This window comes from Acinetobacter sp. NPDC052428 (genome assembly GCF_044547685.1).
GTDB lineage: Bacteria > Pseudomonadota > Gammaproteobacteria > Pseudomonadales > Moraxellaceae > Acinetobacter > Acinetobacter lwoffii_G.
The window spans coordinates 1-8,467 of record NZ_JBIUAT010000059.1; the positions used below are offsets into that span (position 1 = coordinate 1).

The window sequence follows — 8,467 nt, forward strand, 5'->3', positions numbered from 1 at the left end:
GCACCTGTAATTTTAATCACTTGATACTGCATTAAATTATGTGAAGAGCTGAATAATGCAGTGACCGTGGTGCCTGATGCTGTAAGGGATGACACCGTGCCAATATTGATGCCATTTACCAGACAAGCATCTAGCACATTAATCATCGAGCCATAAGCATTTTGCAGTTGCGGCGCATTGTTATTGGTATGCACATAAAACTTGATATCTGTACTTGCGACCATTTTTATTCACTCGTAAAAAAGACCGCACAAAGCGGTCATATTTGATTTTAATCTTAAACAACGCGGTCAATGTCGCCACGTAGCATGATCTGGAACTGGTCTGACAATACTGCTGGCTCCGATTGTTTCACTGTGCGAATCACCCAGACCGGGAAGTTTGCAGCCACGGTGTTGAAGCGCAGCACGTTACCGTTTGCCCAGCCTGCGCCCCAGCCTTCTTTCTTGATGATGAAGTACGGCACGCCAGTCACTGGATTAATCGGCGCATAGTCTGCATTAATTGTTCCTGTACCAATCTGGCCAGAGTATTCACCAATACATCTAAACGATTGTGCATCGGTAAAGATTAATGCCCAGCGTTCTTGAATAGCACCTTTATTGGTGACCTGAAGTGGATAGAGCGAATCATTGTAATTCGCTAAAATGCTTGAGCTTGGCTCATCTGCCCAGGCATTACTCCACGAACCTTGCACAAACTTGCGGGTATAACGGGCCTGCATATCACCAATGACCAGCGCAGATCCAACAATGGTATCTACTGCATCATAGTTATGGGTTAAAGGCTTGGTGAAAGTCAGCTGACCATTGATCTGTACATCACGGATCAGCCCCATATCCTGATAACGATATTTTACTGTCAGTGGTGCAACCAGATTACCCAGTACGAAGTCGCCGCCCAATGTCATACGGCCATAATCATAATCAACCGTATACAAATCGAAGGCGACTTTCGTTCCGTTAGTATCCTCAAGTTCTGCCCATGAAATGCGCTGATCATTTAGATCATATGTGGTACCTGCAATTGCACTAGGCAGCTCCTGAGCCTTGCTTGAGCTGACAATACCAATCCCACCAACGCGGAAGATCGGAACCCGGCCATCAATCGGTAAACGCGTGGCAGACAGACCTAGAATTTCAGAATCTAGTGGGATATAGGTATAAGCCACAGCGTTATAGCGTACGGATGAAGCATCTACCCAGACCGGCACATTGATATAGCGACCATCCAAGTCATCATATTCCAGCAGCGGGTCATACCAATCGTTTGCCTCAATTTCCGCACGGTTAGCTTCGGTGATTTTGGTTTTGCTGTAAAAGTAAATCGTCACAAAGCCATTATCCCAGTTCACTTGACCATGCGCCCGACTGGTTTCAATTACCCCATTTTCATCAGCAGTCAATGTGATTTGACCATATTCAATGGTACCTACTACTACAGTTAAGGACTGTGGCCGGATCGGCATGATTGGCGTTCTGAAACTGATTTTATTGACCGGTAGCAGGTCGGTGGTGGTGGTTAAGGATTCTAGGGTAATGGTGTTATCTGCATTCGGTGTCCATGAGTCGATTTCAACAATACCGGTGCCATATTGAATGACACCAGACTGAATCCCGCTGTTATTGGCTGGATTCACATTGCGATACAGCAAGCCAGTACGATCCAAGAAGGTGTCATCACCGACTTTAAAACGCGCTGATCCTGTTAGAATCTGCTCATCAAAACCGGAGGATAAATCCAATTTGAGCTTGTTGGCCGTCACTGTGTGGGTTGCTGAATTGGAGCCGGATGTATCACGATATTTAACTTGTACATCAACAGCATTGAAGGCCTTCAGCTCAACCTGCTGGCCTTGAATATCTGACGTTTGTGGAGAATAAAAAGACATATTTCCTCGCTAGGCAGCCGCATAGGTAGCCATAGGTGTAAAGGTTTGCACAAATCTGCTCGCTGAACTTTTTGGTGTGACTTCAACTGCGCCAGTAGCATAGATAATGGTGCCTTGCACTTGACCACGGCTATTCACTAGATTACCCATAGTTGCATTCACCGGCACATCTGTCAGGGTTACGGACCCTGTAATCCCCTCACTGCTTTGAAGTGGGATTTTTAACTCAACACTATTTGGCTGAATTGCTGGTCCGGTACCAATGGTAAAGGTCAGCTTTTGATTTACAGGAGCAACATCCATCTTGGTCTGCTCAAGTGAGGATCCATAGTTATAAATCACCGAAAAGACTGTGCCTTTCTGTGGCAGCTTGTTTGGAATAATCTTGCCTATACCGGTGGCATAGTTGATTTCACCTGTAGCATCTCCAGTAAACTTGCCCTGCGCATTAGAGGTTGCCGTTTTCTCTTCACCTTCAAGCATCCAGTTAATAGTTATGCCCGGCAATACACCCGGTCGACCCAAATCAAACTCAAATGCAGCTTTTTCTACACTTAGGTTGGATCGTACAAAGGTGATAATCGGTGTTCCCCAGTTCAGCAAAATTGGTGTGTCTACATCTGGTAGCGCACCAGTCGTTAATAACCATGACCCAGTTTCATAGTTGATCATGCCTGAACCAAAAGATGGACTGGCAGCCTTTAACTGGCCTGAACCATCATCTTTAAGCTCATAGAACTTGCCCTGCGACATGTATGAAATCGAAAGTGCACCAGGTGCAGGAATTGGAATTAAAACTCCGGTCCAGTTGGTACTTTGATTATTTTGAGTCACTGGAATCGCATGGCTTTGGTAATACTGATTTGGTGCAGCGGCTGGCTTGAACGTGATGTTTAAGCTCATGGTTCCAGCGGGTGCTGCTGCAGTCCATTGAATCAGACCGCGCTGGTAATCAATCGTGCCGACTTGTGTTCCCTGGTTGTTCTTAAGCAATCCACCTTGGTCAGTGATCTGCTGGCCTTGTAATGTGAAAGCTACACTTGATGGAATAACCGCAGAGCCGATATACAGGTTTTGGCTGACACCAATCACCATATTTGGATAATTAACAGTAATGGTGCCTTCATTGCCTGCGACCAGCACCACACTTTCACCGGCAGCGTTCACATCAATGATCGGAGTTTCAGTCTGGGCAGATGGGATGAGTTGAGCAAAGATGCTTTTGGCATTTACGGTAAATTCACCAACATTGGCATCAGAAGCCAGTGCTGTAGATGAGTAATACAGACCGGTATCAGCCACAATCGTATCGCGGATAATGGTTTTTGATTTCTCACCGTTGTACCACTGACGTGCTGATAATCCGACAAAATCAATTTCCAGTGCATCATTTAATGAGTAAGTGGCAATCTTGTATTCCACGTTTTTACCATCTACCACCATGACTGCAGTACGGGTTTCAACCTTGGTAATACGCACATACTGCTCACGCTCTAAAGCCTTACCTTCATCACTAATCAGGACAATAGTGTCCCCGACGGAAGATTCAACCTCTTGCGGAAACATAGCCACCTGAAGTGATGACATACCTTTCCAGTGGGTATCCAGTGGTGTACCGGCGATCTGGCCACCTTTGGCTAGATAGTTTTCTAACCGGTTCTGGGCAGACTGGCGTTCATCAGTCCAGTTTTTGGTACTGAAAAGCAATGCCGATACGTTTGGATCTTCTGGTAGCTCAGATACAAAAACAGTTGCACCCATCAATAGATCGGTATCTTCCGTAGTAACTGCAGGAAAGACCTTGCGCATGGACACATCACCCATGGTTCGATCCATTTCCGATACGTCATTGAACAGGTTATTGCTAATCCCATCCTGAACCACAACGCCAGAATATTTACCACCGCCATCAGAGTTATCGGTCAAGCGTTCAGACTTGTAAATTACTAAATCTTTGGTTTCAATCGCCATCGTCTAACTCCGTAAAGCGTAAGGTCACATTAAAATAATCATCCAGCGATACCGCCGGAATTCCTTTCACCGGTGCAGCCTCTAAAGCCCCATCCTGGTGGTTAAATTTGACGGTAAATTGCCGGCTGTCATGCGGCTGTTCAAACTGCAGTCTGAAATTCTCACCTTGAAGCTTGGACCATTCCAAAACAGTCCGTAGTTCACGCAGCTTGACCCAGCCCATTTGCGGATCTGCCGGCTGTAAAGTGATTGGCCGGCCAGATTTCTTTTTGCCTTCCTGAATGATCAGGGAGCCATCAATGGTGAAGTTTTGTGTTTGCTCAATAGCCTTCCATGAAAATTCATCAGGCCATAAAAAACCGTCCTCTAATGGGACGGTTTCTGATGTTGCTAAGCGAATGAGTTTCATGTTGATTTCGCTATACCTTTTAATTGATTTACCAGACTGGTCATCACATCCTTTTGGCTTGCATCGCCTGTAAGGGATAGGGTCTGACCTCCGAATTGAATGTTATAATTCACACTATCACCCCCCTTACCATAGTCTTTAGTTGATGGTACGGAAGGAATAGACGGCGCATAGTCATTCAGGTTACTAGATCCGATTGATCTACCATTCTTGCCAACATACTGCTCCAGCCGTTCAATCTGCTCCATAACATACATGGCATTACCAAGAGCCTTCTGGTTGTCATAGGCAGTGGTCCCATACTTTCTCTTCACCCACTCATTGGAAGCAGATTTGTAATAACCACCCGCCACTGGTTCGGCATCTTGGAAGAGCTCTTTGGCTTTTTGCTTGGTATCACCTTCATAACCAATATCCTTAAGCCTCTGTTCAATTTCTTCAACAGAAAGCCCGTGTTTAGCGGTTGTTCCGGTTTTGGATGCCTTCATCTTGCCCTGAGAAGCCATAGCTGCTTCTGTTGCTTTACGAGCCTCCTCCCATGCTTCAGCAGTATCATTACCCGCCCTAACACCTCTACGGCCTAGATCATCAAAGCCATCACCAGCATTACCTGTGGCATTGCGAACACGGTGTAAGCTTTCTTCTACAGCATTATTGGCTTTTACTGAAACTTGGCCGGTTTCACTTACCTCTTTCGATAGGCCATGGTAAGCAAGCTTAGCTTCATAAGCTGCAATTTTAGTCGCATCACCAGAAGCATAAATCTTATCAGCCATATTGATTAAGGCTTGTCTTAATTCTTCGACCGAGGCAGTACCGCTTTGCTTTAACACATTGAATGCTTTCATTTGAGCATCTGCGGCTTCACCTGCCTCTTTTCTTGATGTTATGCCAAGCAGCTTATAAGCTTTCTCTACTTCGGAAATATTCTGGGGCAGCTTTCCGTTCACCTGATCCAGATGCTCCATACCCATCTGAACCTGTTTTGCAGAAAACACTCCTTGTTTTTCAAAGGAAAGAAGTTGAGCTTTTGCTGCATCAATCTCGGCTGGTGATTTGGCCTGTTCTGCCCATTTCTCCCAGCCTTGATAAATTAGCTCAGTTGCACGTGCGCCAGTGACACCCATTGCTTCCAAGCCACCTGCATAACTGTTCAAATGATTCTGATCAGAAGCAAATTTTTCAGAAACCCGATTAAGAGCTACATCTAAATCAATACCAAGCGCAGCAGCAGCTTTGCGGGCTTTGTCTGTCGCACCAACTTGACCGTCGGTAGCGATGGTTGCATCCTGCATCGCTTTAACAACAACTTTACCGGTGTTATCGAATTCACCTTGCAAGCCCTGAGCAGCCAGCTGTGCATTCAAAACTTTCAACTGTGCCATGCCAGCAGCATCAGCTGACTGAATCATTGCATTTGCAACAATCTGTGCAGCCTGAATTTTAGCATCTGTGATTTTCTGACTTTCAGCCTGATATGCTTTTTCCTTGACATCTAATTCGGCTAGACCTTTTATGGCCTGATCAATTGCTGCCTGATTACCAGTCTTACGCGCCTCATAGAGTTGCTGCTCTAGTTGAACACGCTCATCACTGATAGCCCTGTAATCAGCCTTATGCTTCTCCTCTTGGATCCTTAATTCATCCAGAGTTTTTCGGCTGTCAGCAATACGCTCCTCATTTGCTTCGTTTTCTGTTTGACGTATGTCTTTGATTGCCTCTTGAGTGGCAGACTTGCTTTCAAGTGCAAGCCTATTGGCTTCCCGTCCATTCTTTTCGGCTTGTCTAAATAGAGCATCAGACGCATTTTGAGCCTGTGCAGCAAGATCATCGAAACCAAGGAAATCTAATACCGAGGCGCTAAGCGCATAAATACCACCGGAAATAAACTGGATACCCGCAAGGAGTAGCTTCAAGGCAATATTTAATCCGGTAGCACCATCGGAAACCACACCCAGTGCAATTTTAAAAACATTGAATAAGGTGGTTAAGCCACTAACCTCTTCCTTACCGCCCATAATTGCGTTAAATAGCGGGGCGATTGCATCCAAGGTAGATGTGAAGGCACTCCAGGCGGTTTCAGCGATTCCTGCCATACCTGAAATGACAGTTTTAATCGTGTCATATACAGCAGATAAAGTGCTTCTAATAGCCTCAATTGTAGATGGATCGATTTCAGAGAGCTTGTCTTGAAACCATCCAACACCTTCAGCCACATCATCAAAGAATACTTTTAAAATTCCAAGATTATCAGCGATGATTGATAGGGCATTAGCTACCGTAGCGCTTGACCCATTGGCTTGATCCATCTCACCAATAAGGATTTGCCACTGTGTTGATATCTTCTGCAGTGCATTGCTAATAGTAGTTGGAAACTGGTTGTAGGTTTCTTGGATCTGGGTAGCCTGGCTTTGAACGGCCTTGATAACTCGCTCTGACGAAAGCTCGCCATTTTCAGCCATCTTGCGAAGTTCACCAGTCGTGACTCCCAAGCCTTTTGCTAAGGCTTCAGCTAAGCCATAACCATTCTCCATAATGGAGTTGAATTCTTCACCACGCAGCACACCACCCTGCATAGCCTGAATAAACTGTTGAACAGCTGCTTCACTTGCTTGTGCAGAACCACCACCGATCTGAATTGCTTGGGTAACTGTTTTAGTAAGGTCTAACGCTTGTTGCTGCGTCATCCCCATTTCTTTGCCGACTGTATTCAATCGGGTGAATAAGCTAGCTGTAGCATCTAGACTGGAATTAGTGGCTAATGCTACCTGATGAACTCCTGCCATTGCAGAGGCAAAGTCACCGCCCTCACGGGTGGCAATGTTGATTCGCACCGAAAGGTTGGTATACGAGTCTGCAGCTTGGGCAAGCTCTCGAAGCCCTAAACCAACACCAATTGTAGCTAATGCCCCCACCAGTGCAGTTACAGCAAACTTAGCCCCATCCATGCCTTTAGAGAGGGTAGAAACTCCGGAATTTGCCTTTTGAGCAGCAGGCTCAACACCATTCAGTTCACTTTTAAGCTTTTCGATTTGCTGTTCAGTTATCTTGGTTACACGCTCTACTTCTTCAGCCGGCAATTTACTATTGGCCTTAAAGTTTTCAAGCTTTCTGGTCAGGTCTGCAATTGCCTCATTAATCACAGATGGCGGTTTAATGCCTAGTGCTTCATAAATTGCATGGCCAGCTTGCTTAGCACTACCGGATGCCTTATCTGTGCTTGTGGAAACGCCCTGCATTGCAGTGGTGGCTTTTACATTAAATTCTGAAAATGCCGATTTGGTTAGATCTACTGCTTGCTCAAGGCCTTTTACCTTGTCACCAGCTGCCTTAATCTCATTAAGTGTTACAGCTTCACTGCTTTGCTCTAGTGCCGAAAATGCATTTCTTGCTGTCAGTAATTCACGCTCTAGGGCATTAATGCTATTGGTGCCAATGCTGCCAATACGTTCAATTTCTTTGGTACTGAGGCTTGCGCCGTCACCCATACTTTCAATTGCACGGGTAGCAGTCTGTGCTTCACCTACTACGCCAGTTAGATCTACGGCGCTAAAACGTTGTACTTGATTGATAGCTGATTGAGTAGCACCATCCACACCTTTCATGGCATTGATAGCAACGCCTTGATAGTAGTTGAAGGCACTGGATGCTTCGTTAATGGCATCTTGGATACTTAAAACACGCTGTTTGGCAATCTCAATATCTTGCAAGGTACCATCAGTGCTTTGCAGTCGAACCAGTTCAGCCTGAGCGGCTTTCAGTGCCAAATTCAGCTCATTAAGGCCCTGTTCACCAGCACTCGACATTGCACGGAGTTCACCAGCGCTGATAGTCGACTTATCGCCCAGAGATTCAATTTCTTTTGCGGCAGAGAAGAACTTATTGCCTAGCATTTCTGCTAACTGAACAGCGTCACCAGGAATGGCACCACCGATTTCAAAGCCAGCCTTATTGGCTTTATTTGCTGTGTTTTGAAGCTCACTGCCTAAGCCATCAATCTTGCCCGATGCTTGGGATGCTTGTGTCTCTAATGCATTGGCGGCCTGAGCTACTTCACCTAACTTGCCTTTAGCCTGATCAGCCTTCTTCTGAAGATCATCAGGTACAATTTTACCGACTTCTTTTGCTGTTTCTTCAGATGTGGTCTTAAGTTTATCTGATTCTATTTTTATCGCATCAAAGAGGGCTTTTGCGGT

At 45.5% G+C, this 8,467-nt stretch carries 4 protein-coding genes and 1 pseudogene; all 5 read right to left on the bottom strand.

The features are described 5' to 3' along the window. Nucleotides 1-224, bottom strand: a pseudogene (locus ACIG3F_RS15820) (hypothetical protein); the annotation flags it as partial. A 53-nt stretch (nucleotides 225-277) separates the two neighbouring features. Next, on the bottom strand, nucleotides 278-1,891 hold the full coding sequence (locus ACIG3F_RS15825; protein WP_396470513.1) for a hypothetical protein: 1,614 nt from the start codon (nucleotides 1,889-1,891) through the stop codon (nucleotides 278-280). 9 nt (nucleotides 1,892-1,900) lie between these two features. Further along, nucleotides 1,901-3,862: a hypothetical protein gene (locus tag ACIG3F_RS15830; protein ID WP_396470514.1), complete on the bottom strand. Its 1,962-nt coding sequence runs from the start codon at nucleotides 3,860-3,862 to the stop codon at nucleotides 1,901-1,903. Continuing rightward, nucleotides 3,852-4,271: a hypothetical protein gene (locus ACIG3F_RS15835; protein ID WP_396470515.1), complete on the bottom strand. Its 420-nt coding sequence runs from the start codon at nucleotides 4,269-4,271 to the stop codon at nucleotides 3,852-3,854. The genes ACIG3F_RS15830 and ACIG3F_RS15835 overlap by 11 nt, the downstream gene beginning before the upstream one ends. Next, nucleotides 4,268-8,467, bottom strand: a 4,200-nt coding sequence (locus ACIG3F_RS15840) for a tape measure protein (protein WP_396470516.1), incomplete at its 5' end; no start/stop codon positions are given. The genes ACIG3F_RS15835 and ACIG3F_RS15840, both read right to left, overlap by 4 nt.

What these genes read in the sequence shown, in the direction of transcription:
- ACIG3F_RS15825 (WP_396470513.1), bottom strand. Translation starts at nt 1,891, where the DNA reads ATGTCTTTTTATTCTCCACAAACGTCAGATATTCAAGGCCAGCAGGTT.
- ACIG3F_RS15830 (WP_396470514.1), bottom strand. Translation starts at nt 3,862, where the DNA reads ATGGCGATTGAAACCAAAGATTTAGTAATTTACAAGTCTGAACGCTTG.
- ACIG3F_RS15835 (WP_396470515.1), bottom strand. Translation starts at nt 4,271, where the DNA reads ATGAAACTCATTCGCTTAGCAACATCAGAAACCGTCCCATTAGAGGAC.